Source organism: Pseudomonas gingeri, assembly GCF_013386115.1.
Classification (GTDB): domain Bacteria; phylum Pseudomonadota; class Gammaproteobacteria; order Pseudomonadales; family Pseudomonadaceae; genus Aquipseudomonas; species Aquipseudomonas gingeri.
Genome location: NZ_JACAOR010000018.1, coordinates 15,439 through 41,940, shown reverse-complemented (window position 1 = coordinate 41,940; position 26,502 = coordinate 15,439). Strand labels below are relative to the sequence as shown.

27 protein-coding genes are annotated in these 26,502 nt (G+C 63.9%); 6 read left to right on the top strand and 21 right to left on the bottom strand.

Annotated features, from left to right (window positions below; genetic code table 11):
• Positions 1–12: 12 nt before the first annotated feature.
• Together HX881_RS30840 and HX881_RS30835 are read right to left on the bottom strand one after the other, a co-directional pair.
• Positions 13–318 (bottom strand): hypothetical protein, encoded by a 306-nt coding sequence (locus HX881_RS30840; RefSeq protein WP_177063681.1) that lies wholly within the window; start codon positions 316–318, stop codon positions 13–15.
• A gap of 66 nt (positions 319–384) precedes the next feature.
• Positions 385–804, bottom strand: coding sequence for a hypothetical protein (locus HX881_RS30835; protein WP_177088356.1), 420 nt, complete (start codon positions 802–804; stop codon positions 385–387).
• A gap of 522 nt (positions 805–1,326) precedes the next feature.
• On the opposite strand from HX881_RS30835, the gene HX881_RS30830 reads away from it, so the two are divergent.
• Positions 1,327–1,545, top strand: a complete 219-nt coding sequence (locus tag HX881_RS30830) for a hypothetical protein (protein ID WP_177088354.1) — start codon at positions 1,327–1,329, stop codon at positions 1,543–1,545.
• Between the two features lie 76 nt (positions 1,546–1,621).
• On the opposite strand, the gene HX881_RS30825 is transcribed toward HX881_RS30830, so the two are convergent.
• The 5 genes from HX881_RS30825 to HX881_RS30805 all read right to left on the bottom strand — a co-directional run bounded on the left by HX881_RS30825 (position 1,622) and on the right by HX881_RS30805 (position 7,742).
• Positions 1,622–2,458: an ABC transporter ATP-binding protein gene (locus HX881_RS30825; protein WP_042936353.1), complete on the bottom strand. Its 837-nt coding sequence runs from the start codon at positions 2,456–2,458 to the stop codon at positions 1,622–1,624.
• Positions 2,446–3,249 carry an ABC transporter permease gene (locus tag HX881_RS30820; protein ID WP_017128265.1) on the bottom strand — a complete coding sequence of 268 codons (804 nt, stop codon included), beginning with the start codon at positions 3,247–3,249 and terminating at the stop codon, positions 2,446–2,448. Before HX881_RS30820 ends, HX881_RS30825 begins: the two co-directional genes overlap by 13 nt.
• Positions 3,250–3,257: 8 nt before the next feature.
• Entirely contained in the window at positions 3,258–4,244 is a 987-nt protein-coding gene (locus HX881_RS30815) for an ABC transporter substrate-binding protein (RefSeq protein ID WP_017128266.1), read from the bottom strand.
• 298 nt (positions 4,245–4,542) lie between these two features.
• The gene (locus tag HX881_RS30810) at positions 4,543–6,177 is read right to left on the bottom strand and encodes a GMC family oxidoreductase (RefSeq protein ID WP_177088352.1); all 1,635 of its coding nucleotides are present in this window, start codon (positions 6,175–6,177) and stop codon (positions 4,543–4,545) included.
• 74 nt (positions 6,178–6,251) lie between these two features.
• The gene (locus HX881_RS30805; protein ID WP_177088350.1) at positions 6,252–7,742 is read right to left on the bottom strand and encodes an aldehyde dehydrogenase family protein; all 1,491 of its coding nucleotides are present in this window, start codon (positions 7,740–7,742) and stop codon (positions 6,252–6,254) included.
• Positions 7,743–8,130: 388 nt separating this feature from the next.
• Here HX881_RS30805 and HX881_RS30800 point away from each other — a divergent pair, with 388 nt between their 5' ends.
• Positions 8,131–9,045 carry a LysR family transcriptional regulator gene (locus HX881_RS30800; protein WP_017128269.1) on the top strand — a complete coding sequence of 305 codons (915 nt, stop codon included), beginning with the start codon at positions 8,131–8,133 and terminating at the stop codon, positions 9,043–9,045.
• Positions 9,046–9,051: 6 nt separating this feature from the next.
• Here the strand turns inward: HX881_RS30800 and argE are convergent, their stop codons facing one another.
• The 3 genes from argE to HX881_RS30785 form a co-directional block, all read right to left on the bottom strand.
• The gene (gene argE / locus HX881_RS30795; RefSeq protein ID WP_177088348.1) at positions 9,052–10,203 is read right to left on the bottom strand and encodes an acetylornithine deacetylase; all 1,152 of its coding nucleotides are present in this window, start codon (positions 10,201–10,203) and stop codon (positions 9,052–9,054) included.
• The gene (locus HX881_RS30790; RefSeq protein WP_017128271.1) at positions 10,204–10,878 is read right to left on the bottom strand and encodes a DUF1028 domain-containing protein; all 675 of its coding nucleotides are present in this window, start codon (positions 10,876–10,878) and stop codon (positions 10,204–10,206) included.
• 190 nt (positions 10,879–11,068) lie between these two features.
• Positions 11,069–12,451 (bottom strand): aspartate aminotransferase family protein, encoded by a 1,383-nt coding sequence (locus HX881_RS30785; protein WP_177088346.1) that lies wholly within the window; start codon positions 12,449–12,451, stop codon positions 11,069–11,071.
• Between the two features lie 131 nt (positions 12,452–12,582).
• Here HX881_RS30785 and HX881_RS30780 point away from each other — a divergent pair, with 131 nt between their 5' ends.
• The 3 genes from HX881_RS30780 (at position 12,583) to HX881_RS30770 (ending at position 15,144) form a co-directional block, all read left to right on the top strand.
• Positions 12,583–13,206, top strand: a complete 624-nt coding sequence (locus tag HX881_RS30780) for a TetR/AcrR family transcriptional regulator (protein ID WP_177088345.1) — start codon at positions 12,583–12,585, stop codon at positions 13,204–13,206.
• A 109-nt stretch (positions 13,207–13,315) separates the two neighbouring features.
• Positions 13,316–14,635 carry a flavin-containing monooxygenase gene (locus HX881_RS30775; protein WP_177088343.1) on the top strand — a complete coding sequence of 440 codons (1,320 nt, stop codon included), beginning with the start codon at positions 13,316–13,318 and terminating at the stop codon, positions 14,633–14,635.
• 71 nt (positions 14,636–14,706) lie between these two features.
• Positions 14,707–15,144 carry a RidA family protein gene (locus HX881_RS30770; RefSeq protein ID WP_177088340.1) on the top strand — a complete coding sequence of 146 codons (438 nt, stop codon included), beginning with the start codon at positions 14,707–14,709 and terminating at the stop codon, positions 15,142–15,144.
• 23 nt (positions 15,145–15,167) lie between these two features.
• Here the strand turns inward: HX881_RS30770 and HX881_RS30765 are convergent, their stop codons facing one another.
• A complete protein-coding gene (locus HX881_RS30765) occupies positions 15,168–15,641 on the bottom strand; it encodes a MarR family winged helix-turn-helix transcriptional regulator (protein ID WP_042936356.1) in 474 nt (157 codons plus the stop codon).
• 55 nt (positions 15,642–15,696) lie between these two features.
• On the opposite strand from HX881_RS30765, the gene HX881_RS30760 reads away from it, so the two are divergent.
• Complete coding sequence (locus tag HX881_RS30760; protein WP_177088338.1) at positions 15,697–17,190, top strand: FAD-dependent oxidoreductase; 1,494 nt, start codon at positions 15,697–15,699, stop codon at positions 17,188–17,190.
• Here HX881_RS30760 and HX881_RS30755 read toward each other — a convergent pair.
• From HX881_RS30755 to HX881_RS30710, 10 genes are all read right to left on the bottom strand, one after another.
• Complete coding sequence (locus HX881_RS30755; protein WP_177088337.1) at positions 17,163–18,635, bottom strand: aldehyde dehydrogenase family protein; 1,473 nt, start codon at positions 18,633–18,635, stop codon at positions 17,163–17,165. The two genes, HX881_RS30760 and HX881_RS30755, sit on opposite strands and share 28 nt — an antisense overlap.
• Positions 18,628–19,455, bottom strand: a complete 828-nt coding sequence (locus HX881_RS30750) for an ABC transporter permease (protein ID WP_177088336.1) — start codon at positions 19,453–19,455, stop codon at positions 18,628–18,630. Before HX881_RS30750 ends, HX881_RS30755 begins: the two co-directional genes overlap by 8 nt.
• 1 nt (position 19,456) lies before the next feature.
• Entirely contained in the window at positions 19,457–20,374 is a 918-nt protein-coding gene (locus HX881_RS30745; RefSeq protein ID WP_017128280.1) for an ABC transporter permease, read from the bottom strand.
• Between the two features lie 31 nt (positions 20,375–20,405).
• Positions 20,406–21,548 (bottom strand): ABC transporter substrate-binding protein, encoded by a 1,143-nt coding sequence (locus tag HX881_RS30740; protein ID WP_017128281.1) that lies wholly within the window; start codon positions 21,546–21,548, stop codon positions 20,406–20,408.
• Between the two features lie 39 nt (positions 21,549–21,587).
• Positions 21,588–22,715 carry an ABC transporter ATP-binding protein gene (locus tag HX881_RS30735; protein ID WP_343054873.1) on the bottom strand — a complete coding sequence of 376 codons (1,128 nt, stop codon included), beginning with the start codon at positions 22,713–22,715 and terminating at the stop codon, positions 21,588–21,590.
• 105 nt (positions 22,716–22,820) lie between these two features.
• Positions 22,821–23,630: a response regulator transcription factor gene (locus tag HX881_RS30730; protein ID WP_017128283.1), complete on the bottom strand. Its 810-nt coding sequence runs from the start codon at positions 23,628–23,630 to the stop codon at positions 22,821–22,823.
• Positions 23,631–23,881: 251 nt separating this feature from the next.
• On the bottom strand, positions 23,882–24,175 hold the full coding sequence (locus HX881_RS30725; RefSeq protein WP_017128284.1) for a type II toxin-antitoxin system RelE/ParE family toxin: 294 nt from the start codon (positions 24,173–24,175) through the stop codon (positions 23,882–23,884).
• Positions 24,168–24,413, bottom strand: coding sequence for a type II toxin-antitoxin system ParD family antitoxin (locus HX881_RS30720; RefSeq protein WP_177088335.1), 246 nt, complete (start codon positions 24,411–24,413; stop codon positions 24,168–24,170). Before HX881_RS30720 ends, HX881_RS30725 begins: the two co-directional genes overlap by 8 nt.
• Before the next feature lie 126 nt (positions 24,414–24,539).
• Complete coding sequence (locus tag HX881_RS30715) at positions 24,540–25,511, bottom strand: oligopeptide/dipeptide ABC transporter ATP-binding protein (protein WP_177088334.1); 972 nt, start codon at positions 25,509–25,511, stop codon at positions 24,540–24,542.
• On the bottom strand, positions 25,511–26,500 hold the full coding sequence (locus HX881_RS30710; protein ID WP_425503551.1) for an ABC transporter ATP-binding protein: 990 nt from the start codon (positions 26,498–26,500) through the stop codon (positions 25,511–25,513). Before HX881_RS30710 ends, HX881_RS30715 begins: the two co-directional genes overlap by 1 nt.
• Positions 26,501–26,502 lie beyond the last annotated feature (2 nt).

Genomic DNA, 26,502 nt, shown 5'->3' with positions numbered 1-26,502 from the left:
GCAGGGATGAGCTCAAGTCCCGCTTGAGCGGCGGCCCGCAGCTCGGGGAGTTCGGCGCCGGCGATCCAGTAATGCGAGGAGGCCCAGCACCTGGATCGCGACTACCCCCATAGCCACTTTCTGCGCCACTGGCCCCAGGTTGATCAACCATATGATCAGGAGAATCAGCAGTCCTGCGTAGAAGGGGTACATGCAGATGATAAACAACACCCGGATCAACTTTCGATGTCGTCGAAGCCATGTGGGGGAGTTGTCTTTCTGGGCCTCGGAATCCAGAAGGTCCACTCCTTGCAGAATCCCGAGGATAAAATCAAACATGGTTTCTTCTCAGGCAACATTTTGAACTGAGGGCAGTGTGAACGCTCAGGTCCATGGAGTCCTTCATTAGCTCTTGGTGCTACAGACGGGAACGATGAATTCCCGAGTGGCAGGCTCCAGTGCCTGCATGGCCGCCATGTTCTCTTTTTCGAAGCAGATCAGCGGAATCGGGACGGAGCTGATTTCCCTGGCGTTGAGCAAGTCATTGGCATAAACCATCTGTGACGCTGCGCATTGGTAAGTCGCCCTCAACCCCTTGAAAGCCTTGGGCGCAAACGCGGCGATTTGTTCTATGTCAGTCAAATTTGCATATTTCTCGCTAACACTTCTGGCACATTGGGCGGCGAGCGCAGGATTGTGAGTGTCCTTGTAGTGGATGGCATAAGCGATGGCGTAGACGGTGATATCGGAAATTGCAGACTCAGCATCTTTTTTTGAGCAACCCAAAAGGGTTGCCAATAGAAGAAAAGTGACTACCCGCTTCATAACATTCCTTGTAGAAAAGTGGTTAAGCCCAAGATGCTACTAAATAACCAGCGCAAGGGATATGGCTACTTGCCATTGCTTTTTATGAAGAAGTAGCTTGCTGAAAAATCTAATATTTCCCACGTATTTCAGGCATGGAAGAGCATTGCGTGCACCAAATGCGGCGGATACCGTTGGTTCGAGAGGTCGCCGAAAATTCGGAGGCGCGAGCTTCGCAGCCATAGGGAGCAGGCGCACAGCGCCGCGCAATCAGCGTTTGGTGTCCACGTTATGGCGAGTTGTGCGCAGGAGGCTTTGGCCTGCCGGTTCCTTTGTTGCCGGTCTGCAAACCTGTGTACGGCTCGTCTCCTTTTACCCTTTGTCGCGACACGGTTTGCTTTTTTCTCAAAACGTTTCATGGCAGGTACTTGAGGCTCCTCGGTGGTGTAGCGTCCGTCGAGATGTTGTTAAGCCATGGAAAGCACCAATCAGGAGGACAATGTGATGACAGCCTGCATAAAGGATGGATGGGAAGATTATTGAATGGATTCAGTTGCCATAGAGCAGCCACTCAAGATTCTTGGTGAAACCATCGGATTTTGGGTTCAGACGGTGGTAATCCTGCTAGGTGCCGAAGCCGCCGTTCTCACGATCATCATCAATGGACGTCTTTCTCGCCAGTCCATTGCCCACAACGAAAATCAAGAGCTTGAATTGCTGGCGAAGCGATGGGATCAGCACAAACTCAAATGTGACGCTTGAAATACCAAACCCCCAAGAAGAAACCTGGCCCAATCCTCACCGATTGGGCCTTCCAGTCCCCGAAGATAAGCCCGGCCTAGTGCTGTTCCTCCGGTCCATCATGGAGCAGGTGAAAGATCTCCCGCTTCATCCGGATAAACGAAGGTTCCATGACCATGTCCAGGTTTCTCGGGCGACCGATGGGTACATCCAGTACCTCTTTGATCCGCCCGGGCCGGGCACCCATGACGAAGATACGATCCCCCAGCAGGATGGCTTCGTCGATGTCATGGGTTACGAACAACACGGTTTTCTTGGTGTTTTCCCAGACCTTCAGCAGCAGTTGCTGCATCTGCAGTCGCGTCTGGCTGTCCAGCGCGCCGAAAGGTTCGTCCATCAGCAGGATCTGCGGGTCGTTGGCCAGGGCGCGGGCAATCGCCACCCGTTGCATCATCCCGCCCGACAGTTGCTTGGAGTAGTTGTCGGCAAAGCGCAGCAGGCCGACTTCGTTCAGGTAGTAGTCGACCGTCTCGCGGCGCTCGGCGGCGGGGATGCCACGGCGCTTGAGGCCGAACTCGATGTTCTTGCGTACCGTCAGCCAGGGAAACAGGGTGTAGCTCTGGAACACCATGCCGCGGTCGGCGCCGGGGCCGTCGACCTGCTGGCCGCCGACGTAGATTTCGCCCGAGGTAGGCTCGGCCAGCCCCGCCGTCAGGTAGAGCAGGCTCGATTTGCCGCAGCCCGAAGGGCCGACCAGGACCGCGAACTGCTGGTCGGGGACTTCGAAAGAAACATTTTCCAACGCGGTGAAGGTGTCGCCCGAGGGCGTCTTGTATTGCAGGCTGACATTGTCGACCCGCAGCCGCGCAGCGGCCTCGGGGGCGATGTTCGTCGGCGTGACGAGCCTTGGCATTGTCGCGGTTACTGAGCCCATGCGGCCACCTTCAAGCGAAGAAGTCTGAACAGTTGATCGGTGACCAGGCCCAGCAGGCCGATGACAGCGATCGCCAGGAAAATCACGTCGACCTGAAAGCCTCGCATGGCCTTGAGACTGAGGTAGCCCAGGCCGCTGGAAGCCGCCACCAGTTCGGCCACCACCAGGTAGGTCCAGGCCCAGCCCATGGTGACGCGCAAGGTGTCCAGCACACCCGGCAACGAGGCCGGGGCGATGACGTGCAATACCGCATCCCTGCGGGTGGAGCCCAGGGTGTAGGAGGCGTTGATCAGGTCCTTGGAAATGCCCTTGGACACGTCGGCGATCATCACCAGTTGCTGGAAGAACACCCCGAAGATGATCACCGAGACCCGCTGTTCCAGGCCGATGCCGATCCACAGGATGAACAGCGGCACGAACGAGGTCACCGGCAGGTAGCGGATGAAGTTGACCAGCGGTTCCAGGAACGCCTGCACCACCCGGAAACTGCCCATCAGCAAGCCGATGGGCACCGCCACCACCGAAGAGATCACGAAACCGACCATGACCACTTCCACGCTGGCCCAGACATGCGGCCCCAGGGTGCCGTCATGGGCCAGGCGCAGGGCCGCATCCATGACCGCGCCCGGGGTGGGCAGGAACATCGCCGGCACCACGCCACCGTAGGACAGCACGGCCCAGAGGCCGATCAGCAGCGCCCAGGCCAGTGCGCTGGCGCTCCAGATCACCTGGATCGGCAAGCCGGTCTTGGGCGTCAGGCAACGGTTGAACCACGAATTACGCTTGGACATGCCGCCTCCTATTTCGGGGTGATGAAACGGTTGTCGATCAGATCGCTGTAGCTGACGTTGTAAGGCTTGCCCTGCAACTCGCTGGCGGTCTCGTTGGCCAGCTTGATGACGTTTTCAGCCGTGCCCTTGCTGCCGTTGCTGCCCAGCAGGGCTTCGCTCATGGCCTGGTCATAGAAACGCACGCCCTTGGCCGCCGAGGCCAGTTCCTTCGGATCCGCCAGGTAGCCGCCCACGCCCTTGGCCATGATCGCGTAGGCTTCCTGCGGGTGCTCCTGGGTGTACTGCACCGCCTTGTACAGGCCGGCGACCAGGGCCTTGATATCGTCCGGCTGCTTGTCGACCACATCGCAGCTCAGGGCCACCACGTCGACGATCACCCCTGGCGTGCTGCTGCTGTCCACGAGTACCTTGCCGGTCTGCTTGGCGCGCACGGTGGACAGGTGGGGTTCCCAGGTCACGGCGGCGGGGACGCGGCCGGCGATAAAGGCGGTCGCCGCGTCGTCGGCGGTCATGTTCTGGATGGTCAGGTCGCTCATCTTCATGCCGGCGTTCTTCAGCAGGTAGTTGAGCCAGAACTGCGAGACGGAACCTTCGTTGACCGCCACGGCCTTGCCCTTGAGGTCTTGCAGGCTGTTGACGTCCTTGCCCACCAGCACACCATCGCCACCATGGCTCTCGTCCAGGGCGGCCACGGCCTTGAAGCAGAACTGCGGGCGGTACTTGAGGATCTCGTCCAGGGTCGAGGCCGAGCCGGACAATTTGCCCGAGGCCTGGGCGGCCATGTACATGGAGGCTTCTTCGATGGTCGGCAACTCCACGGTCAGGCCCTTTTCCTTGAAGTAGCCAAGGTCCTTGGCCAGGTAGAGGGTGCCGTAGCCGACCCAGGTGGTATGACCGATCGACAGGGTACCGGCCTGGGCACCGCTGGCAACGCCGGCGGCGATAGCGGTCAGGGCCAGCGGACGGATGCAGCGCGAGACGAAAGACTTGATCATTGTGCACTCCCGGAATGATGGTTTTTTAGTTCGTATATTTCGGGGCAGTGGGGCTAGACGCCAAAAACTGAGCAGACCTGGCGGTCTCTGACGGACCTTGTGCCTCTTTGGGGCGAGGTTGATGTTGGCTGATGTCGCGAGCCAGGAAAATTAGTAAATATGTCGTCGCTAATGAGGAAAAAGCTGTCTTGGCCTTGAGGCGGCGAAATCCTCCGGGACGGCCGTTCCAGGCCGGCGAACCCGCAGCACAACGCCGCCACCCGGTGCGGGGTGGCGGCGTTTTTCACAGCAGTAGCAATCAGCTTGCCAGAAGGTCGCTGCTGCGCGCGTCGGCGGCGCCCAGGGGCGCTTGTCGCAGGATCAGGTCCGCGGCTTTCTCGCCGATCATGATGCACGGCGCGTTGGTGTTGCCGCTGACCAGGGTCGGCATGATCGAGGCGTCGACCACCCGCAGCCCCTTGAGGCCATGGACCTTGAGATCGGGGCCGACCACGCTCATGGGATCGACGCCCATCTTGCAGGTGCCCACCGGGTGGAACACTGTCGAGGCATGGTTGCGTACGTAGTCCATCAGTTGTTCATCGGTTTGCACGGTCTTGCCGGGCAGCATTTCCTCACCCCGAATCCCGTCGAACTGCGGCGCGGCGAGAATACGCCGGGCCAGCTTCAGGCCTTCGACCAGCACCCTGGCATCGGTCGGATCGGCGAGGAAGTTGAAATCGATGATCAGCCTGCCGTCACGGTCCAGGTGCAGCGAGCCGATGCTTTTCGGGCGCAGCACGCAGGTATGCAGGGCGTAGCCATGGCCCCATTCGAACAATCGCCCGCGATGGCTGCGATAACCCGGCACAAAGTGGAATTGCACGTCCGGCAGGGCATCGGCCAGGGGCGTACGGGCAAAGCCTCCGGCCTCGACGTAGTTGGTGGTCAACCAGCCTTTCTTTTTCAGCAGATAGCGCAGCGGTGCGGCGAGCACGCTCGGCAGGGACCTCAGGGAGAATCCCAGGGTCAAGGGGCTCCTGGAGCGGATCGTGACCAGGCCGTCGAGGTGGTCCTGCAGGTTCTTGCCGACGCCGGGCAGGTCGTGGGCCACCGCAATACCGGCTGCCTGCAGTTCCTGCGCCGGACCGATACCGGACGCCAGCAGCAGTTGCGGGCTGCCCAGGGCGCCGGCGCAGAGAATGACCTCGCGGTAGGCGTGCAGGGTGTGGTGGTTGCCGTCCACCTCGACCCTGACGCCCTTGGCGGTGCGCAGTTCGACGATCAGCGACTGTACGGTGCAGTCGGTCAGCACGGTGAGATTGGGGCGGTCGATCACGGGCGCGACAAAGGCCCGGTAGCTGGACAGCCGGCGGGCATTCTTCTGGGTCAGGTTGTAGATCCCGCAGCCTTCGAGCCGTTCGCCGTTGAAGTCGTCGTTGCGGCGCAGGCCCAGGCGCTCGGCGGCCTGCACGAACAGCGTCGACACCGGGTTGGGATCACGGGCGGCCTCGACATTCAGCTCGCCGGCGCTGCCATGCAGGCGCGGGTCCTGGCCGAGCCGGTTGTTCTCGGATTTCTTGAAGTAGGGCAGCACCCCGGCCCAGTCCCAACCCGGGCAACCGGCTTGCGCCCAGCGGTCGTAGTCGCTGGCATGACCGCGAATATAGATCATGCTGTTCATCGAACTGGAACCGCCGAGGGCCTTGCCCCGCGGTGTGTGCAGGCTACGGCCACCCAGGTGGCGCTGCGGCGCGGAAAAGAAGTTCCAGCTGTACTTCCTGCTCTTGTACAGGGTGATGGTACCGGCCGGTGTCTGGATGCGTGGGCTGTTGTCGTGGCCGCCGGCCTCGATCAGGCAGACGCTGATGGCCGGATCGGCGCTCAGCCGGTTCGCCAGTACGCAGCCCGATGAGCCGGCGCCGACGATGACATAGTCGAAGTGCGTCTTCATGCGCGTGTCCCCGCTAAGGTAATGGATGGAGGCGGGCCGTGATGCCGGCCCGCGAGGTCATGGACAGTCCAGGGTCAGCGCAGTTGAAACCAGGTGGTCTTCAGCTGGGTGTACTTGTCGAACGAATGCAGCGACAGGTCGCGGCCAAAACCCGATTGCTTGCCGCCGCCAAAGGGCACGCAGACATCCAGCGCATCCACGGTATTGACCGACACGGTGCCGGCATTGAGGCGCGAGGCGACGCGATGAGCGCGGTTGAGGTCGTCGCTCCACACCGACGCGGCCAGGCCATAGACATGGTCGTTGGCCATTCGTACCGCGTGGTCTTCGTCGTCGAAGGCGCTGATCGCCAGCACCGGGCCGAACACTTCCTCGCGGGACAGGCGCATCTCGGGGCTGACCCGGGTGAACAGCGTTGGCTGGATGAAGTTGTCCGAACCGTTGATCGTCACCCGTTCGCCACCGGCCACCCGGCGGGCACCGTCGGCGCTGGCCTGGTCGATATGGGCCATCACCCGCGCGGCTTGTCGGGCATCCACCAGGGCGCCCATCCGGCTGGCCGGGTCGAGGGGATCGCCCGGTTGCCAGTGCCGGGCCTTGTCCTGCAGGCGCTCGACGAACTCATCGTGAATGGAGCGCTCCACCAGCAGGCGCGAGTTGGCCGAACAGACTTCGCCCTGGTTGAAGAAGATCCCGAAGGCGGACTTTTCCGCCGCCAGGTCGAGGTCCTGGCAATCGGCGAAGACCAGGTTCGGGCTTTTGCCGCCGCATTCCAGCCAGACCTGCTTGAGGTTCGATTGCGCGGCGTATTGCATGAAGTATTTGCCGACCTGGGTCGAACCGGTGAAGGCCAGCGCATCGATATCCGGGTGCAGGCCCAGGGCGCGGCCGGCCTGTTCGCCAAGGCCGGTGACCACGTTCAGCACGCCCGGCGGCACACCGGCCTCAAGGGCCAGTTCGGCCAGGCGCAGGGCGGAGAAGGGCGACTGTTCGGCGGGCTTGAGGATCACGCTGTTGCCTGCGGCGAGGGCCGGGGCGAGTTTCCAGGCGGCCATGTCCAGGGGGAAATTCCAGGGCACCACCGCCGCGATCACGCCCAGGGGCACACGGGTGATGGTCGCCAGGGTGCCCGGCCCGGTGGGCGCGACCTGGTCATACAGCTTGTCGAGGCTTTCGGCATACCAGGCAAACACCTGGGCCGCGCCGGGGACGTCAATGGCGTAGGCATCCATCACCGGCTTGCCCATGCTCAACGAATCCAGCAAGGCCAGTTCCTCGCGATGGGCCAGGATCAGTTCGCTCAGGCGCAGCAGGATCGCCTTGCGCTCCCGCGGTTGCATGCGGGCCCAGGGGCCGTTTGCGAAGCTGTTGCGGGCCACGCTCACGGCCAGGTCGATATCGGCCTCGGAGCAGGCGGCGACATGGGCCAGCAGGGCATTGGTGGCGGGGTTGATAACGGCGAAGGTATGGCCGTCCCGGGCGGCGTGGGCGCGCCCGTCGATGCAGGCGAGATCGATCAGGCGTTGTTGTCCGGCCAGGCGCTGCCAGGTGTTCAAGTCAGTCACTGCATTCTCCCTGATAGCCCGCGACGAGCTATGTTCACGATCGGTGGCCTCGATAGTGGGGTAAGCACGCGACTCGGGAAATTAGTAAAAATGTCTTCGCTATCGATAAAAAAACTCACCAGCCCTGCACCGTGATGGCGCACGCCTGGACAGGTTTTTTAAGGTCAGGCCCGAGGAAATTACTGGTTTATCGCGCGCCGCGAACACCGCAAAATCCGGGAAAACGGGAGATGGAAAACATCACCTAACCTTGTGGGAGCGAGGCTTGCCCGCGAAGGGGCCCTTGAGCCCTGCGAAAGCTGCGCGGGCAAGCACCGCTCCTGCGGGACCCGGCCCGATTCTTGATGGGCGCTGTCGATGCATTCGCTTTGCCACTTCCGAGGTAGCCATGGCCGCTTACAACTTGCGACAACTCAAATATTTCGTGACCACCGTCGAGTGCGGCAGCGTCGCCGAAGCCTCGCGCAAGCTCTATATCGCCCAGCCCTCGGTCTCGACCGCGATCAAGCACCTGGAAGAAAGCTTTGCCGTGCAGTTGTTCATTCGGCATCACGCCCAGGGGGTGTCGTTGACTCCCAGCGGGGCGCGTTTCTATCGCAAGGCCCAGGAACTGCTGCGGGTGGCCCACGAGTTCGAGCAGAACGCCCTGGCGGACAACGATGTGGTCGCCGGGCAGATCGATATCGGCTGCTTCGAAACCGTCGCGCCACTCTATCTGCCGCGCCTGATCGCCGGCTTTCGCGACCGCTGGCCGGGGGTGGAAATCCGTATCCGCGATGGCGAGCAGCAGGAACTGGTGCAGGCGCTGACCTCAGGCAGTATCGACCTGGCGATTCTTTACGAGCACGACCTGGACAGCACCATCGACACCGTGCCACTGATGGCGCCGCAGCAACCTTATGCGCTGTTGCCGGAAGGTCATCGCTTCGCCAACCAGGCCAAGGTCTCGTTGAACGACCTGGTACTGGAGCCGATGGTGCTGCTGGATGTGCAGCCCAGCCGCACCTACTTCGTGAGCATCTTCGAGGAGCGGGGCCTGACCCCGAACATCCTGTTCAGTTCGCCCTCCATCGAGATGGTCCGGGGCATGGTCGGGCGCGGGTTCGGATTTTCCATCCTGGTGACCCGGCCGCATTCGGACTACACCTACGACGGGCAGAAAGTGGTGCGCGTGCCGCTGGCTGAAACGGTCACCGGCTCGGGGTTGTCCGCCGCGTGGCTGCGCCGCTCGCAGTTGACCAAGCCGGCGCAGCTGTTTGTCGATCACTGTCGCGAAGTGCTGGCGCCCAAGCCGGGCGCCTGAGCCGGGTCAGGTTCGCAGCGCCTGGATCAGGCGCGCGAGCATGGCATCGCACGCCTGGAGTTGCTCGACACTGACGAACTCATCGGGCTTGTGGCCCTGGTCCATGCTGCCAGGGCCACAGACCACGGTGGGGATGCCGATGGCGTCGAACAGGCCGCCTTCGGTGCCAAAGGCGACGGTGCTGAAGTCGCTCGATCCACAGAACTGCGCAATCAACTGCGCCGCCTGGCTCTGCGGGTCGGTCGCCAGTCCGGGGTAGGCCGACAGCTGGGAAAAGCGGATGCTGCTGCCGGCGTCCACCGCCTGCATTTTCGGCAGCACCTGTTGCTCGGCGTACTGCGCCAGCTGTTGGGCGACGTCACGGGGATCCTGGCTGGGGAGGGCGCGCACCTCGAAGTCGAAACGGCAGTCGGCGGGGACGATATTGAGCGCCTTGCCGCCGCTGATCACGCCGGTCTGCACGGTGCTGAAGGGCGGGTCGAAGCGCGGGTCATGCAGATGGGCCGCGCGCAGGCGCGAGCCGATGCGGCCCAGTTCGCCGATCAGTTCGGCGGCGTATTCGATGGCATTCACGCCCTGCGGTGCATAGGCCGAGTGACAGGCCGCGCCATGGACATCGCAACGCATCGCCAGCTTGCCCTTGTGGCCCAGCACCGGCTTGAGTTCGGTGGGCTCGCCGATGATGCACAGCAGCGGCTTGTGTGGTCGCTGTGCGAGCTCGGCGAGCAGCGAGCGCACGCCCAGGCAGCCGACTTCCTCGTCATAGGACAGGGCAATGTGTACCGGCATGCGCAACGGCGCCGCCAGCAACTGCGGCACGGCCGTCAGCACGCAGGCGATATAGCCTTTCATGTCGGCGGTGCCACGGCCATACAGGCGGCCGTCCCGCTCGGTGAGTTCGAATGGCGCCACCGTCCAGGGCTGGCCATCCACCGGCACCACATCGGTGTGGCCGGACAGCACGATACCCGGGCGATCAACCGGGCCCAGGGTGGCGAACAGGTTGGCCTTGCTGCGCTCTTCATTGAAGATCAATTCGCAAGGCACGCCGAGGCGCGCCAGGTAGTCGCGGACAAACTCGATCAGTTGCAGGTTGGACTCGCGGCTGGTGGTGTCGAAGGCGATCAGCGCGGCCAGTACCTCACGGCTGCTGCTCATTCATTCGTCCCCGGGCACGCCGTAACTCGGCGCCTTGGTCGGATCGAGGGCACGGACGAGATAGTCCTGCATCTGCGGGCGGTAATCGGTCCACAGTTGTGCGAGTTTGCCGACCGGGTCTTCGTCGGCCCAGTCGACCCGCAGGTCGATGATCGGCCAGATCAGTTCGCCGACCACCACCATCGCCGCCGAATGCACCGGGCCGGCTTCGCCCCCGGCGGCCACCGCGGCCTGCATCGCTGCGATCAGGCGATCGGCGAGCTGACCGCCACTGGTCTCGAAGGTGCGCACCATGGCCTCGATCACCGCGGTGTTCGCCAGCAGGTTGCCGGCGGCCACGCACTGTTCGCCGGACAGCGCGTTGTGACAGCCCAGGGTTTCGCTGCCGCTGAAGTGCGCGGTATTGCCCAGGTGGTCGATGGCGGTCAGTTGGCGGAACTGGCTGTAGCCGTTGCTGGTCAGCGCCTTGTCCAGCGCCTGGGTCGGCGACAGCCCTTGCTCCAGCTGGTCGAGGACGTGCGGGCCCAAGGCGGGGAGGGTGATGTTCTGGGTGGCGACCGCGCCCACGCTGGGACGCAGCCAGGGGCAGCGGGCGCCCACGGCAATACTGGAAGAACTGATGGCTATGCCCAGCTGGCCGGTTTCGGCACAACGGGCGACGATGGAAAACGTCATGGTGGGGTATCCTGTTTCCGGCCAGACTCGCCATCCGCGTCCCGGGCAACCTGTTCAAGGCCGCCCGGGCGCGGGGTGGGTATGACGGCATTCTGTCCATGAGTGGCCGCGGGCGAAACGAGGTTTTTTATGGTGCTGGCTTAGGCAAAAGCTGGGCTAGGGTAAAAGCTTGCCACTCGCCCTGCGTAGCCTACAGGCGCCCATACTCGCGCGCGGTGCGGTCGACGACGATGCGGGTCTTGTCCACCAGTTCGTCCAGCTCGGCCCGCGTGGCGATCAGTGCCGGCGCCATGATCATGCGGCCCAGGGTCGAGCGGATGATCAGGCCTTCCTCGAAGCCGAGGGTGCGGCAGCGCCAGGCCATATCGTTCTCGTTGGCAAAGCGCTTGCGGGTCGCCTTGTCCTCGGCGAACTGCAGCGCGGCGACCAGGCCGACGCCCTGCACTTCACCCACCAGCGGATGCTGGCCGAACACTTCCCGCAGGCAACGCTGCAGGTACGGCCCGGTATCGGTTTTCACCTGCTGCACCACCCCTTCGTCGCGCAACGCCTTGAGGTTGGCGATCGCCACGGCCGCCGCTACCGGGTGGCCGGAGTAGGTCAGCCCGTGGGCGAACACTCCGCCTTTTTCCACCAGCGCCTCGGCCATGCGTCGTGACAGGATCAGGCCGCCCATGGGGATGTAGCCCGAGGTCAGGCCCTTGGCGATGGACAGCGTGTCGGGCTCGAAGCCGAAGGTCTGGTGGGCGAACCATTCGCCGGTGCGACCGAAGCCGCCGATGACTTCGTCGGCACACAGCAGCACGTCGTACTGGCGACAGATGCGCTGGATTTCCGGCCAATAGGTAGCGGGTGGAATGATCATCCCGCCAGCGCCCTGGAACGGCTCGGCGACAAAGGCGGCGACCTTGTCGGCGCCCAGTTCGAGGATTTTCTCTTCCAGTTGGCGGGCCGCGCGCAGGCCGAACGCCTCTGGTGTCAGGTCGCCTTCGTGGGCGAACCAGTACGGCTCGTCGATGTGCGCCACATCAGGAATGGTGCCGCCCATTTCGTGCATGAACTTCATGCCGCCCAGGGCCGTGGCCGCCAGGGTCGAGCCGTGGTAGCCGTTCCAGCGGCCGATCATGATTTTCTTCTCGGGCTTGCCCATCACCTGCCAGAACTTGCGCACCGTGCGGATCAGCACCTCGTTGGCCTCGGAGCCGGAGTTGGTATAGATCGCGTGGCTGTAGTGCGCCGGCAACAGGCTGAACAGTAGCTCCGACAGCCCGATCACCGCCGGGTGGGTGGTATGGAAGAACATATTGTAATAGGGCAGCTGTTGCAGTTGCGCGTGGGCGGCGGCGGCGAGGTCCTTGCGGCCGTAGCCGAGGTTGGTACACCACAGGCCCGACATGCCGTCCAGGTAGCGCTTGCCATCGTTGTCCCAGAGCGTCAGGCGGTCGCCGCCGACCATCACCCGCGGGCCTTCCGCGTTGAGCGCCTTCTGGTCGACGAACGCATGGATGTGGTGGGCGGCATCGGCGGCCTGGTAGTCACGGGTGGGGCGGTTGGCGTCGAGTTCGGCGGTCATGGCGGGTCTCCAGGGTGGGGTGTTCCGAATAATGTTTGTCACCATAAAATATTTTTGTAAAGAAAATATTTGTTGGCGAAAAGAGATTTCCGTAGGCTGGGAGCTATCGCCCAACCCCATCAGGACACCCCATGACCGGACTCAGGGAGCGGCAAAAGGAGCAGCGTCGGCAGGTGATCGCCGATGCCGCGCTGGCGCTGTTCAAGACCCACGGTTTCGTCGCCACCACCCTGGAGCAGATCGCCAACCGGGCCGGTGTCTCGGCGCCGACGGTGGTGAATTATTTCGGTGGCAAGCAGGAAATCCTGGTGGCCTTGCTCAAGGCCCCCGACGAACTGGCGATACGCGAGGCTCGGGCCCATCTCGACGAGCGCAGCGATCCGCTGGAAGCCCTGTGCGAGCTGGAAGGGCTGATGACCGAATACCAGTTGCGGGCCATGCCGGCGTCGCTGTGGCGCGAACTGGCGCCGTCGCTGTTCACCGGGGAACTGTCCCAGGCCCTGCAGCCGTGGAATGACGCGGTGATCGAAGAAACCCAGGCGTTGCTCCAGCACTTCCAGCGCCTGGGCAAGGTGCGCCAGGACGTGGACATCGAAGTGGCCGCGACCCTCTTCAACCAGTATGCCAACGTCGCCTTTATCCGCCTGGCCACCGAGCCGAGTCCCGACCGCGCCGCCCATGCCCGGCACATGCGCAGTGTCCTGGCGCTGATGTGCCATGGCATGCTGGCCGACCAGGACACAGGCGAGTTCTAGTTTTCAAGCCCTAGCTTTTTCCTGTCTTGCGACGACAAAAAACATAATTTCGCTATTCCCGGTATCTGCACAGAATGCCTGCACACCCGTCTTCGAGAAGGACACAGGCATGACAGCTGGAATGATTGAAATCGATACCCTGGTGGTGGGCGCCGGCCAGGCCGGTGTGGCCATGAGCGAGCACCTGAGCAGACTGGGCGTGCCGCACCTGGTGCTCGAGCGCAGTCGCATCGCCGAGGCCTGGCGCACCGGTCGCTGGGATTCGCTGGTGGCCAACGGGCCGGCCTGGCACGATCGTTTTCCCGGCCTGGCGTTCGACGATCTCAGCCCCGATGACTTTGCGCCGAAGGAGCGGGTAGCGGCGTATTTCGAGGCCTATGCGAAGAAATTCAACGCGCCGATCCGCACCGGCGTAGAGGTGCGCAAGGTCGAGCGCAACCACGGCCGCCCCGGCTTTACCGTGGAAACCTCCGACGGCGTGATCCAGGCCAACCGCGTGGTGGTCGCCACCGGGCCGTTCCAGCGTCCGGTGATTCCGGCCATCGCCCCGCAGATTCCAGGGCTCAACCAGATTCACTCCGCGCATTACCGCAATCCCCAGCAACTGCCCGCCGGTGCCGTGCTGGTGGTGGGGGCCGGTTCCTCGGGCACGCAGATCGCCGACGAACTGCAGCGAAACGGCAGGACCGTGTACCTCTCGGTCGGCCAGCACGACCGGCCGCCGCGTGCCTATCGCAACCGGGATTTCTGCTGGTGGCTGGGGGTGCTCGGTGAATGGGATGCCGCGGTCATGAAGCCGGGCCGCGAACACGTGACCATCGCTGTCAGTGGCGCAGAAGGTGGGCGCACGGTGGATTTCCGTGAGCTGGCCCAGCGCGGTCTGAACCTGGTGGGCCTGACCCGCGCGTTCGACAACGGCGTGGTCAGCTTCCAGGCGGACCTGGCCGACAACCTCAACCGCGGTGATGAAAACTACCTGGCGCTGCTCGATGCCGCCGATGCCTATATCGAGCGCAACGGCCTCGACCTGCCACTGGACCCCGAGGCCCGCCGGACCTTTCCGGATCCCGAGTGCGTGACCCGGCCGATTCTCCAGCTCGACCTGGCCGCGGCGGGCATCACCACGATCATCTGGGCCACCGGCTTTGCCACCGACTACAGCTGGCTGAAGGTCGATGCCTTCGAGGCCAACGGCAAGCCGCGTCACCAGCGGGGGATTTCCACCGAGTCGGGTATCTACTTCCTGGGCCTGCCGTGGCAGTCACGCCGGGGGTCCTCGTTTATCTGGGGCGTCTGGCACGATGCCAAGTACATCGCCGACCAGATTGCGATCCAGCGCCAGTACCTGACCTACCGCGATGCCGCGCAGCGCGAAGCGGACGCGGCCGACGCCGATCCGATCGCCAGCCGATCCGCCGTCAGTGCCTGACCTTCGGTTGCCGCACCGCCCCGTCGCCGTAGCGCCGTGCGCGGCGCAGTCTTTTTCTTGAGGAGTCGCAGATGTCCAAGCCAACCCATACCCGCATCCGCATGTTCAACACCAAGGATACCTACCCGAACCAGGCGCTGGACAATGACCTGTGCCAGGCCGTGCGAGCCGGCAACACGGTCTATGTCCGTGGTCAGATCGGTACTGATTTCGACGGCAACCTGGTGGGCCTGGGCGACCCCGCGGCGCAGGCCGAACAGGCGATGAAAAACGTCAGGCAGTTGCTGGAGGAGGCCGGCTCGGACCTGTCCCATATCGTCAAGACCACCACCTACATCATCGACCCGCGCTATCGCGAGCCGGTGTACCAGGTCATCGGCAAATGGCTCAAGGGCGTGTTCCCGATTTCCACCGGGCTGGTGATCTCGGGCCTGGGCCAGCCGCAGTGGCTGATGGAGATCGATGTGATCGCGGTGATTCCCGACGACTGGCCCGCCAGTCGGGCTTGAGGTGAGCGGGGCGGTGGACCCGTCTAGTCATCCCCTTTGAGGTCGTCGGCAAACCGACGGATGAGACGCACCAGGTCAGCCACATCCTGGTGCTCCCATTTCGCGAAAATACCCTGTCCCATCCTTTCCCGGGCGGCGTCGATCCGATCGGTCATCGCCTTGCCTTTCGCCGTGATGACAGCTTCTCGCACACGCCGGTCGTTGGCGTTTTCCTGGCGCCCGACCAGGCCGAGACTGTCCAGCTTCGCCACCTGGCGGCTGACCGTGGTGTAGTCGCGTCCCACCCGATCCGCCAGCTCGACCACGCCGATAGGGCCCAGCCGCTCGACCAGCACCAACAGTGGGAACAGCGCGCGGTCCAGGGAAATGCCGGCCTCGCGAACCATTGCCTCATCGCGCTGGGGACGGTTCATGACCCCGACAATCTCGACCAATGCCCCATGCAATTCACGGATCTGTGCATTGATATGTGTATTTTGCACATTTTTTGTTGACACGGTTTCTGCTCCGGCTTGACACTTATATGTGCAAATTACACATATCGAGGTCGAGATGAAAGAACAAGGTGAAGTTGACGTACTGATTTGTGGTGCGGGAGCAGCCGGTCTGACGCTGGCCATCGACCTGGCACGCCGGGGCATTTCCTTGCGCCTGATCGAGAAGCGGGACGGCCCGTTCGGCGGTTCGCGCGGCAAGGGTATCCAGCCCCGGACCCAGGAAATCTTCGAGGACCTCGGCGTTCTCGATCGCATGGTCGCGGCGGGTGGGCAATACCCCCTCCAGCGCCAGTACCGCGACGATGGCGGTTACATCGACGCGGATGTCATGGAGCGCAACCCGCCGACGCCGGGCGAGCCTTATCAGCAGCCGCTGATGCTGCCGCAGTTCCTCACCGAGGGCATCCTGCGTGAACGCCTGCTCGAACTGGGCCAGCGGCCGCAATTCGGCTGCGAGCTGGTGGGGTTCGAGCAGGATGCCGGTGGCGTCACGGCACGGCTGGTCGGCGAGGGTGGTGAAGAAACCCTTCGAGCGCGCTGGCTGGTGGGCGCCGATGGCGGTCGCAGCTTCGTGCGCACGGCGCTGGGTATCGGCTTTGCCGGCAAGACCCTCGGTGTACGTGCCGTGGTCGCCGATGTGCGGCTGACCGGCCTGGGGCGCGATGCCTGGCACTGCTTCAACGAAGGCGACAGGCTGCGCCAGATCGCCCTTTGCCCGCTCGCCGGCACCGAGATGTTTCAGATACAGGGACCGATTGCCCTGGACATCGACGTCGACCTTGGCGCCGAAGGCCTGGCCGCCCTGGTGGCGCAGCGTACGGGGCGCGACGATATCGCCATCCAGTCCGTCTCCTGGGCTTCGGCCTACACCATGAATGCCCGGCTGGCCGACAGCTACCGCAGCGCTCGGGTGTTTCTGGTCGGGGATGCCGCGCACACCCATCCGCCGACCGGTGGCCAGGGGCTCAACACCAGCGTGCAGGATGCCTACAACCTCGGCTGGAAACTGGCGGCGGTCGCCCGGGGCGCGGCTGATGCGTTGCTCGATACCTATGAAGAAGAACGCCGGCCGGTCGCCGCGGCCATGCTCGGCCTGTCGACCCGACTGCTCGATGCCCAGGTGCGAGGCAACATGCGCCGCGGACGCGAAGTGCATCAGCTCGATATCGGTTATCCCGACGCTTCCCTTGCCCTGCGCAATACCGCGCGCGTCAGCGGCGTGGTGGCGGGCGACCGGGCCCCGGACGCTCCGGTGCGGGGCGCGGCCGGCCAATCGACCCGGCTGTTCGAGCTGTTCCGGGGCGGTCACTGGACGTTGCTGGGTTACCAGGTCGAGCGTGGTTCGGTGCCGCCACGCCCGGGCCTGCACATTCATGCGTTCGGTGCGCACGGCGACCTGTCCGATGCGCACGGCCACTTCCGTGACGCCTACGCGCCCGCTGACGGCGACTGGATACTGGTGCGCCCGGACGGCTACATCGCCGCCATTGTCGGCAGCGATGACCTGGCGTTGCTGGAGGATTACTTCAGGTACCAGCCCCAGGGTTGATCGCTGACGTACTCGGTCACCTGCTTGACCTCCAGGTAGTTGTCCAGCCCCCATTGGCCGAGTTCCCGGCCAATGCCGCTGTGTTTCATGCCGCCCCACGGCGCCTCGACGAAGGTCGGTTGCGAGCAGTTGATCCAGATGATCCCGGCTCGCAACTGGTTGGCGACGCGGGCGGTGCGTTGCAGGTCGGCGCTCATGACCGCGGCGGCCAGGCCGAAGCGACTGGCGTTGGCCATCTGCACGGCCTGTTCCTCGGTCTTGAAGCGCTTGAGGCACAGCACCGGACCGAAGATTTCCTCGCGCCAGACAATGCTGTTGTGGTCGGGCTCGTCGAAGATCGCCGGTTCGATGAAATAGCCGTGTTCCAGATACGTCGGGCGTCGCCCGCCGGTGAGCAGGCGGGCGCCACCGGCCTGGCCCTGGTCAATGAACCCCAGGACCTTTTCGTGCTGGCCCTGGCTGACCAGCGGGCCCAGCAGGACGCCGGGTTCCAGGCCTGGCCCGATGGTGATCCTGCGGGTGGCTTCCACCAGCCGTTCGATCAGGCGCGGGGCAATCTGCTCCTGCACCAGCAGGCGCGAAGTGGCGCTGCACACCTGGCCCTGGTTCCAGAAAATCCCGAACAGGATCCACTCCACCGCGGCCTCGACATCGGCGTCGTCGAACACGATGAACGCGGACTTTCCGCCCAGCTCCAGGCTGATGTTCTTGATGTCGCGGGCGGCCGCCGACATGATCCGCGCCCCGGTCGGCACGCTGCCGGTAAAGGCCAGTTTGTCCACGCCGGGATGTTCGGTCAGCGGGCTGCCGGCATCGGCGCCCAGGCCCGTGACCACGTTCAGGACACCGGCCGGCAGGCCGATACGGTCGGCGGCGGCGGCCAGTTCCAGCGCCGTCAGCGAGGTCAGTTCGGAGGGCTTGAGCACTGACGTGGCCCCGGCGGCCAAGGCCGGCGCGACCTTCCAGGCGGCCATCAGCAATGGGTAGTTCCAGGGAATGATCTGCCCGGCGACACCGATCGGTTCATGGCGGATGCGGCAGCGAAAGCGCTCGTCGGCCAGGGCCAGCGGCTGGTCCTGGCGCTGGTCGAGTTCGCGGGCCAGGCCGGCGTAGTAGCGAAAACAGCCGATGCTATCGCCCACGTCCCACAGGGCTTCGGGCAAGGGCTTGCCGTTGTCGCCCACCTCCAGTTCGGCCAGCGCCTGCTGGCTGCCTTCCAGCTCATCGGCCAGCGCCTCCAGCCACTGCGCGCGCTCGGCCCCGGTGGTCTGGCTCCAGCCACTGTCGAACGCCCGCCGGGCCGCCCGCACCGCATGATCGACATCCTCCTCGGTGCCAGCGGCGATCTGCTGGAACACCTGCCCGGTGGCCGGGTCGATGACCGGCAGGTAGCCGCCCAGGTCCGGGCCGACCCATTCGCCGTTGATGTAGTGCTGGTCACGCATGGTGAGACTCCTGGGCGCCGGTGCGGCGGTTTTGCAGGTGGCGGGAAGTAAACAGCAGGGCCAGCGACGCGCAGATGATCACCGTCGAGACCGCATTGATCTCCGGAGTCACCCCCCGGCGAATGGAGGAAAAGATATAGATCGGCAAGGTCGTTTCCGAGCCGGCGACGAAGAACGCGATGATGAAATCGTCGAAGCTGAAGGTGAACGCCAGCAGGAACCCGGCCATGATCGCCGGGCTGATCTGCGGTAGGGTGACCCGCCAGAACGTCTGCATCGGCGGCGCATAGAGATCGGCGGAGGCTTCCAGCAAGGCCTTGTCCAGGGCGTCGACGCGGCTGCGCACGATGACCATGACCAGCGCCATGGTGAACAGCGAGTGGGCGGCGATCACCGTGAAGAAGCCCATGTTCAGGCGCGGGACGTCCGGTATCCAGCGAGCCAGCAGCGGGTTGATCAGGTCGAACAGGCTAATGAAGGCAATCAGCGTCGAAATGCCGATGACAATGCCGGGCACGATGATCGCGCAGTAGGTCAGTGCATCGAACAGCAGGCGAATCCTCGGTCCGCAACGCTGCAGGCCGAACACCGCCAGGGTGCCGAACAGCGTGGCGATCAGCGCCGAAGTGAAGGCGATGAAGGCGCTGTGACCCAGTGCTTCCATGATGAACGGATTGCCGAAGGCGCGGCCGAACCACTGGGTCGAGCAGCACTCGAAGGCCAGGCCACTGCGTCCGGCGTTGAAGCTGAACAATACGATCAGGGCGATGGGCGCATAGAGAAACAGGTACAGCGACGTCGAATAGCTGCGCAGCCACATATCACACACCTCCATCGGCAGGCCGGCCGCCGTAGCGCGCCACCAGTTTCAGATACAGCCCGATGATCAGCAGCATCATGGCCACCAGGCTCATCGCCAGCGCACTGCCGAAGGGCCAGTTGCGCGATTGCAGGAACAGGTCGACCAGCGCGTTGCCGACAAAGAACACCTTGCCGCCGCCGAGGATGGCCGGGATCAGGAACTCGCCCATCAGCAGGATGAACACCAGCATCACCCCGGTGATGATGCCCGGCGCCGACAGCGGCAGGGTGATCCGCCGAAAGCTTTCGAAGGCACTGGCCCCCAGGTCCGCCGACGCTTCGAGCAGGCGCTTGTCGAGTTTTTCCAGGCTGACGTAGATCGGGAAAACCATCAGCGGCAGGTAGCCGTAGACGATGCCGATCAGCACCGCCCAGGGCGTGTTGATCAGACGTACGTCCTCCAGCCCGAGGCTGGCCAGCAACGCCGGGATGCCCTTGCCGCTGAGGATGAAGATCCATGCATAGGTGCGGATCAGGAAGCTGGTCCAGAACGGCACGATCACCAGCGTCAGCAGCAGCGAGCGGTTCTTGCGCACCTTCACCGCCAGGAAGTACGCCAGCGGGTAAGCCGCCACCAGGCACACCAGGGTGCCCAGTGGCGCCAGCATCAGCGTGTTGCCGAACGCCGCTCCCCGGGAACCGAGGTTCAGGTAGTTGGCCAGGGTGAAGCCGCCGGCGTAACCGCCCACAGTGCTGCGTTCGCCGAAGCTGAACACCAGGATAATCACCAATGGCATCAGCAACAGCAGCAGGAACCACAGGGTCGAAGGCAAGAGCATCAGCAGGCTGATCCGCCGGCCGAGGCTGCGCCGTTGGCGAACCTCGGCCGACAGGGCATTGCCCAGCGGCACCGTTTGCGGGTGGGCGGCGGCGTTCATGGGGGACTCCTCATTGGCCATGGCGGGGCGATCAGGCGGACTTGAAGCGGGCCATCAGTTCGGCGCGGGCCGGACTGGTCAGCGTCGCGGCGGCACCGAACTCCAGCGGGCTGAGGGCCTCGGCGGCCGGGTACATGATCGGATCGTCGAGCATGGCCACGGGCAGCAAGGCGTCGACGCGCTTGTCGCCACTGGGGTAGCCGTGGCTGAGCACTTCGAGCTTGTTGTGCTGGGGATCGAGCAGATAGTTGATAAAGGCGTAGGCGGCGTCCTTGTGTTCCGAGCTTTTCGGGATGGCGAAGAAATCGCTCCAGAGTTCGCCACCTTCCTTGCCCAGGGTGAAATGCATCTGCTCGTTGTCGCGGTGCAGTTGCGAGGCGTCGCCGGTCCAGGACATCGCCAGCCAGGCATCGCCGCTGCGCATCGACGGCTGGATATCGGAGTTGATGGCGAACAGGTGTGGCTTGACCGCGATCAGCAGTTTCTCGGCGTCGGCGAGTTCTTTCGCATCGAGGGAATTGAAGCTGTAGCCAAAGCTTTTCAGGGCGTTGCCGATGGCTGTCAGCTGATAGTCGTGCACCATCGTCCGGCCGCTGGCGGGCCCCTGGGCGGCGGCCCAGAACTCTTTCCAACTGGTGGGGCCGTTCTTCAGTTTGCCGGTGTCGTAGAGCATGCCGGTGGTGCCCCAGTTCTTCGGCACCGCGTAGACCTTGCCGTCCACCGTGCCCTGGGCCATGAACTTCTGCTGGAAGGCCGAAGCCTGGAAGTTGGGAATGCGCGACAGGTCCAGCGGTTCGATCAGGCCCAGGCCGACATAGGTGCTGATGGTGTAGTTGGTCGGCACCAGCACGTCCCAGCCGCTGCCGCCGGCCTGCAACTTGGCGAGCATTTCTTCGTTGGAGCCGAACACGCTCATGGAGACGCGGGCGCCGGTGGTCTTGGCGAAGTTGTCGAGGTTTTCCTGGCTGTGGTAATTCGGCCAGGTGGCCAGTGACAGCCGGTCCCCCAGTTTGCCAGCTTCGGCGGCTTCGGCGCTGGCGGTCAGCAGGCCGGGCATGTTGCTGGCGACCACCGCCGCGGCGATACCCAGGCCGGTACGGCCGAGGAAATCGCGGCGGCTGATCGAGCCGTTCTGCCAGCTGCGCAGGGTCTTGATAAAGGTCTTCTGGTCCATGTCACGCTCCCCAATCGGTTGATGAAACGAATCGATGATTTACAACACCATGGCCAGGCCATTGGCGTGATCCCAGCCGACGCTCACTGCCGCGCCGTGTTCGAATGTGTTGGCGCCGTGATCCTGCTGGCGCGGTACCCGCACGCAGACCACGCCGAAGGCCTGGGTGCGCACGCGGTACTCGGTGGTGTTGCCGAGGTAGATGCGGTCCTCCACGCAGCCCTGCAGCTTCACTTCACGGACCAGTTCGGCCTGGGCGCCGGCGATGCCGATCAGCTCCGGGCGCACGGCGATGCACCCGGCGGCGTTCGCGCTCAAGGCCTTGCCGGTGGGCGTCAGCGGGCTGGTCAGTTCCAGGCCCTGTTCGGTGCGCAGGACCACCGAGTTGCCGTGCAGATGGCGAACCGTGCCGTTGAACAGATTGGATTCGCCGATAAAGTCGGCCACGTAGCGACTGGCCGGTGCTTCATAGAGCTGTTCCGGGGTGGCGGTCTGGATGATCGAACCGTTGTGCATCACGCTGATGCTGTCGCTCATCGACAGGGCTTCTTCCTGGTCGTGGGTGACCAGCACGAAGGTGATGCCGACTTCGCGTTGCAGGCGCAGCAGTTCCGATTGCATCTCCTTGCGCAACTTGCGGTCCAGCGCGGCCAGCGGCTCGTCGAGCAGCAGCACCGTGGGTTTGTTGACCAGCGCCCGGGCCAGGGCCACGCGCTGCTGCTGGCCGCCGGACAGTTCACTCGGCTTGCGCTGGCCGAAGCCGCTGAGCCGGACCATCTCCAGGGCTTCGTCGGCCATGCGCAGCTGGCTTTTCTTGTCCGGGCGCGGGGTGCGATAACGCAGGCCGTAGGCGATGTTCTGCGCCACGGTCAGGTGCGGGAAGAGGGCGTAGTGCTGGAACACCATGTTCACCGGGCGTTCGAACGCCGGGACCCCGGCAACGCTTTTCCCGGCCAGGCGCACTTCGCCGCTGGTGGGCTGTTCGAAGCCGGCGATCATGCGCAGGGTGGTGGTCTTGCCGCAGCCCGAGCCGCCGAGAAAGGAGTGGAACGCGCCACGCTGCACCGCGAAGTTCAGCCCGTTGACGGCCGGTACCTCGCCATAGCGTTTGACCACGTTGCAGAATTCGATATCGCTTGGCGGGCTGTCATTCACGCTGTTGTTCACGAGGCGGGCTCCCTTGCAGTGATGGATCAGTGCGTCGGGGGCCAAACTAGCAACGAGGGTTTTGCGCTGTATATATCCCTTGGGGGATAGAGTCGTTTTCAGCCATCAGGCTTCGGCGGCCTGCTGGTGGCCGGTGAGGTCGCGGATGAACAGCCCGAGCAATTCGGCCTGGCTGCCGATGCCGAGCTTGGCGTAGATGTTCTTGCGATGGATCTTTACCGTCCCCGGACTGATGCTCAGTTGTTCGGCCACCGAGGCGCTGGAGTGCCCGCGCAGCAGCAACTGGACGATTTCCTGTTCGCGGCGGGTGAGGATATGGGCGCCGAACTGGTCGAAGGCTTCGCGGATCTTGAAGTCCAGGTCTCGCGCCGGGCGCGGTTGCTGGGCCTGGTGCAGGCGCCAGGCCTGGTTGACGACCTGTTCGACCACCGCCTGCGCGCACTCGATCAACTGCATCTCGTCGCGGCCGAAGGCGCAGTTGGCGGTGGAGCGCATCAGCGACAGCACGGCCATGGCCCCGTCGCCGAGGTCGACGAAAAACGCCACTTCCTCGGCCAGGCCGGTGAGCTGGTAATAGGTCAGGTAGTACTCGCCGAGGTAGAAGTGGTCCGGGGCGAACTGGCGCAGGCGCCAGAGTCCGGGCGCCTGCCCGCGGGTACAGGCGAGGTAGAACGGATCCAGCAGATAGGGCCCGCACTGATAGTCATCGACATACACCGCGCGCTTGTCGGCGGCGAAGGTGTCGAACAGCGCCAGCGGCCGGTGATTGCCCTCGTAGACGAACAAGACGAAGTGATCGACCGGGCACACCTGCCGCAACCAGTGGCTCAGCCCCATCAGCCGCGCCTGCCCGGGAGGCAGGTCGAGCAGATGGGCGACACCGGTAGTCCAGAGTTTCAGTTCCTTGGGGCGCATGACGGCTTCAGGCGAAGTGGGAGCGCATCCAGATGCACGATTTACGCCAGGGCCGTTGCAGCCTTGCAGGGCTGCGCTGCGTCCCGGCCCTTGCGGGAAAAGACGCACCGCAACAGGGCCGTGTGTTACCGAGCACCACAGGGTCGGTCATTCTCGCGGAGGAAACCCGCCCTGGTCGCCAGGCGCCGCTCGGTGGCTGCTGTTCCAGGGCCTGGACAGTCCGCGAGATCTTCGGCACGAACACTCATCGCTTACAGCAGATAGCGCGGTGCATCCATTCGATCGTGCAAGATGCGAACGATCACGATCCCGTAAGCGGTGATACGCAGGTAGATCATGTGCCGTCCGGCGCTGCTGCGGCGATAGCCGGGCCGAATGTGATCGCATGCCTGGGCGGTCTTGGGCGTCTGCGCCAGTTCTGCAAAAGCGGCAGTCATGACATCGATATAGCGATTGGCCTGATCCATGCCCCATTGCCGAACGGTATAAATCCAGATCGCTTCAAGATCGCGTTCGGCAGCGGGCGTAAGGCGATATTCAGCCATGCGTGCTTATCATTCTGCGCTTGAATTCATCGGCGTCGAATGGGCGTGGTTCCCCGCTGGCCTCACCTTCCAGCAGCGCGCTGCGGATCGCTTCAAGTTCGGCACTGCGCTCCTGCTCGCGTCTGATCAGGTCACGGATATATTCGCTGTCATTGGTATAGTGACCGGCGTCGATTTGCGCTTTGATCCAGCCGTCTTGCTGAGCGGTCACGGTAATGGTTTTACGCACGGTTCCCATGATTGGGCCTCAGAGACATTTCATCGATAGGGTAAAGCGTATCATACTATTGGTGCGGTATTGTGCGTAACGATTATCGCCCGGAGTGACGGTTGCCCGCCGCCCCGGCGTTGTCGTTCGCCGGTTTCAGGCCTGTAAGTGGCACCTGGTCTGCTGTCGTTCATCCCCCCGCAAGACCTGCGGTTTTTCACAACCGCTGGTACACAAATCGCACCGCTCACGGAAGAAGCAGCCCTGCGGCAGGATACGGTTGCCCGGCAACTCGGTCGGCGCCGCCACCTGCTCCGCGTGCAAGGGTACGCCCAGGCGTGGCACCGCCTCGAACAGCAGGCGGGTGTAGGGATGGCGCGGCTGTTCAAGCACCTGGGCAGCGCTGCCCAGTTCGACGATCTGCCCCAGGTACATCACCGCCACCCGGTCAGCCATGTGCCGCACGACGGAAACGTTGTGGGAAATCAGGATGTAGGTCAGGTTGCGTGCCCGTTGCAGTTCCGCCAGCAGGTTGAGGATCTGCGCCTGGACCGAGATGTCCAGGGCGGAAGTCGGTTCGTCCAGGACGATGATGTCCGGGTCCGACGAGAGGGCGCGGGCAATCGCGATCCTCTGGCGCTGGCCGCCGGAAAACTGATGCGCGAAGCGGTCCAGGTATTCCGGACGGATGCCGACCTGGGACGCGACCCGGGCGGCGATGTCGCGCATCTGCTGGCGGGGCGCGTGACCACGGGCGTACAACGGCTCGGTGATGATCTTCCAGATCGGCAACCGTGGATCGAGCGAGGATTGCGGGTCCTGGAAGACGATCTGCACATTGCTCCTGGCCTTGCCGTCGGGGCGAGGAGGCCAGTTCAGTTCGCCGCTGCTCGGGGCCAGCAGCCCCATCAGCAACTGGGCCAGGGTGCTTTTGCCGCAGCCCGACTCGCCGACGATGCCCAGGGTTTCACCGGCCCTGACCTGCAGGTCGATACCGTTCAGTGCATGGGCGTAGCCCCGTGGCCGGCCCAGCCAGTCGTTGCTCACCGGAAAACGCACGCGAACATCCTCCAGCCGGAGAATGTCGGGGGCCCTTTGCGTAGGGGAGGAGATAACGGCACTGTTCATCACGAAAGCTCCTTGACCGGCAGCCAGCACGCACTGCGGCGTTGCTCATTGCCGTTGACGGGGTTGAGGCGCGGGCGCTGGGCGCAGATCGGCATGCTGTGGGGGCAGCGCTCCTCGAAGGTGCAGCCCACGGGCAGGGAAGCCAGGTTGGGAACCTGGCCGGGAATGGTCATCAGGGGCTGCCCCGGTTCGACCATTTCCGGCAGGCCGCTGAGCAGTCCCTGGGTGTAGGGATGCTGCGGATTGCCCATCACCTCGTCGGTGCGGCCCTGTTCGACCACGGCACCGGTGTACATGACATAGACCCGGTCGCAGAACTGCGAAACCAGGGCCATGTCGTGGGTGATCAGCAGGATGGCCGTGCCTTTCTGCCGGGCCTTCTCCCTGAGCAGCAACAGCACCTGGCGTTGCACGGTCACATCGAGGGCGGTGGTCGGTTCGTCGGCAATCAGCAGTTGCGGTTCACAGGAGAACGCCAGGGCGATCATCACCCGCTGGCGCATGCCGCCGGACAGCTCGAACGGGTAGCTTTCCAGCACCTGCTCGGGGCTGGCGATATGCATGTCGCGCAGCAGCGCGATGGCCTTGAGACGGGCTTCGGTCGCGCTGATCTTCTGGTGATGAATGATCACGTCGAGCATTTGCCGGCCGATGCGCCGGGTCGGGTTCAGGGCCGTCATCGGCTCCTGGAAGATCATCGCCGCATCGCGGCCGCGTATCTGCAGCAGTTCCTTTTCCGAGGCGGCGAGCATGTCGCGGTCGAGCATGCTCAGGCTGCCGGCGGTGATGCGATAACTGCGCTCGGGCAGCAGGCGCATGCTGAGCATCGCGGTGACCGACTTGCCCGAACCGGACTCGCCGACCACGCCGACGATCTCGCCGGGATCGACGTGCAGCGAGACGCCGTTGAGGGCCTTGACGTTGTTCTTGTACGCCGGGAATTCCAGGCTCAGGTTGTCGATGAGCAATACGGGAGTGGCGGTGTGCATGG